The organism is Gallintestinimicrobium propionicum, from assembly GCF_025567525.1.
In the GTDB taxonomy this organism is placed as follows: Bacteria; Bacillota; Clostridia; order Lachnospirales; family Lachnospiraceae; genus Gallintestinimicrobium; species Gallintestinimicrobium propionicum.
Map to the genome: position 1 here is coordinate 1 of NZ_JAOQJY010000049.1, position 2,319 is coordinate 2,319.

General features: G+C 39.3%; 4 protein-coding genes. All 4 read left to right on the forward strand.

Features of this window, described 5'->3' with window-relative positions; translation table 11 throughout:
- A partial coding sequence (locus OCV62_RS18035; RefSeq protein WP_262588380.1) for a TraG/TraD/VirD4 family protein occupies window positions 1-415 on the forward strand: 415 nt, incomplete at its 5' end.
- A gap of 217 nt (window positions 416-632) precedes the next feature.
- Window positions 633-773, forward strand: coding sequence for a Maff2 family mobile element protein (locus OCV62_RS18040; protein ID WP_007037419.1), 141 nt, complete (start codon window positions 633-635; stop codon window positions 771-773).
- Between the two features lie 163 nt (window positions 774-936).
- Window positions 937-1,242, forward strand: a complete 306-nt coding sequence (locus tag OCV62_RS18045; protein WP_002569240.1) for a hypothetical protein — start codon at window positions 937-939, stop codon at window positions 1,240-1,242.
- A gap of 114 nt (window positions 1,243-1,356) precedes the next feature.
- Complete coding sequence (locus OCV62_RS18050; protein ID WP_002569239.1) at window positions 1,357-1,845, forward strand: hypothetical protein; 489 nt, start codon at window positions 1,357-1,359, stop codon at window positions 1,843-1,845.
- Window positions 1,846-2,319: the final 474 nt, after the last annotated feature.

Genomic DNA, 2,319 nt, shown 5'->3' on the forward strand with positions numbered 1-2,319 from the left:
TGCCGATACCATCATCGGCAATATGGATACTTCCATCTTCCTGGGTGGCAAAGAGCCAACAACGCTGAAAGAGCTGGCGGCTGTTCTGGGAAAGGAGACCATAGACACTTACAACACCGGAGAGAGCCGGGGACGGGAGACTTCCCACTCGCTCAACTATCAGAAATTGGGAAAAGAGCTGATGAGCCAGGACGAGCTGGCAGTTATGGATGGCGGCAAGTGCATCTTGCAGTTGCGCGGTGTGCGTCCGTTTCTTTCAGACAAGTATGACATTACCAGACACCCTAATTTCAAATACACAGCTGATGCAGACAAGCGAAATACCTTTGATATTGAAGCATTTTTGTCTGCCAGACTAAAACTCAAGCCTGATGAGGTCTGCGATGTATATGAAGTAGACACGGAGGGCGTGTAATACGGTTCCGCTGAGAAAGGAGTGATCGTATCTATTTGCCGCAACTGCCTCTGTTGAGGCCATTGGCGTACAAAGCGGACAATCGCAAGAAAAATAATGAAAAAGGAGGACAGCCGGAATCATGCCCCCGGAAACCGGGCGGCAGATTGTTCCGGCTTTTGTGCGCTTATGAAACAAACCTAACTAATCATTCAAATGATTCCGGCTAATATTATTTATGGCATTTTTTGAACAGGCAATTACCGTTCTTCAGACTCTCGTTATCGCTCTGGGCGCTGGTCTTGGTATCTGGGGTGTCATCAACCTGTTGGAAGGTTACGGCAACGACAACCCTGGCGCAAATGCTCATGTGCGGTAAAGTAATAAAAAGATTTAGGTAGCCGCCTTAACTATTCCTAAATAAGATAATATGCACAGTATTTTCTCGTAAATAGAAAATAAATTATTTCATTTTACCAATTATTATGTTAAAATGACAATGTAACAAAGAGCTATGTATTTTTAAGGAAAGGGAGGAACTTATGAATTTAAGAAAATCTATTTTAGCACTTTCAGTAGTAGCTGGAATTGTAGCTGCTCCAATGACTGTATTTGCCGCTCATACTCATAGTTGGGGTTCTCCCCAGTACTATGGATATGAAGATGAAATGCCTGGTATATATGATGACTGGGATAAATGTGCGACACGTCATGTATATAATTACAAACAATGTTTAATTTGTGGAGAAGTAAGCATTTATGAAGTTGAGACGATTGAAATGTCTCACAAATGGGTGAATGGTGCATGTGTATATTGCAACAAAGGTTACGCGAAAGAGATAAATTAACATAGTATCATTACCGGCAAGTTTATAATCAAGAAATAGAAAGCATTGAGAATATTTCAAAATTTCTTGAAAGTACTCTCAGTGCTTTCTTTGATAATATGAAAGGAGAAATAAATGCAAAAAAAACAACTTTCTGTATTAGTACTAATTATTTTATGCTTTTTATTAGGATGTAACAGAGAAACACCAAAAGATGAATCTCAACAAAATTATGAAGATGAATCTAATATTTCTAAAACAAATGGAGAAGAACTTGTAAATATAAACAGTGAATTGTTAGGTTCGACTCCTTTTGATATCCAAATCGATAAAACAGCATTGCAGACTAGAAAAGAAACAGAAACAGAAGTTACAATAAAGACAAATTTAACAGACTGGGGTTATACTGTTTCTTCTGAAAAAGGGAAAATATCTGATATAAATAAAAATTCATTCATATATATAGCACCTAAAGATGAGAGGGATGATACTATAAAAATACAATTATCGGACTATGAAAATGGCATATCATATGAATATACAATTCCACTTATTTTTGCGGGAAACAATGAACATTCTTTAGATAAATTCAAGGAAAATCTTTCAAGATTACCTAATAGTTAGTAAAGAGTCGATAGACTAAAGTACCACCATCCTCTTTTATTTCAACTGAATATCCATCCCGCCGCACCGCAGCGGCACATGAAGCAGTAAATCCGAAAAAGATTTGCTGCTTTTTTTGCGTCCATTTTTGGCAAATTTCCAAAAGTTCCGTATTAGACAGTGAAACCAAAAAAGGCTGCCATTTTTTTCAGACAGCGGGCAAAACGCAGCTTCCGAAACGCCTTATTGTCGGGAAAGACCGAGCCGCCGGAAAAGTTCTTGCCGGAAAGTCCGTCCATTCTGCTCTTTTGTGGTTTGTAGGGAGTAAGGGAAAAACGCCAGCCCGCAGCCTTTTATAAAAAAAGCTGGTTATAGATTTTCTGAAAAAGTGGCAGTAGCAAGTGAACGGCAGGCCGGCAGTTTCTTAGAGCAAGATTCTACCGAGGTGCCAAAATTCGCTTATCGCTCATTTTGCCCCTGCGGGAATCTTGTTGG

Excerpts from the sequence above, each read along its gene's own strand:
- OCV62_RS18040 (WP_007037419.1), top strand. The coding sequence starts at position 633 with ATGGCATTTTTTGAACAGGCAATTACCGTTCTTCAGACTCTCGTTATC.
- OCV62_RS18045 (WP_002569240.1), top strand. The coding sequence starts at position 937 with ATGAATTTAAGAAAATCTATTTTAGCACTTTCAGTAGTAGCTGGAATT.
- OCV62_RS18050 (WP_002569239.1), top strand. The coding sequence starts at position 1,357 with ATGCAAAAAAAACAACTTTCTGTATTAGTACTAATTATTTTATGCTTT.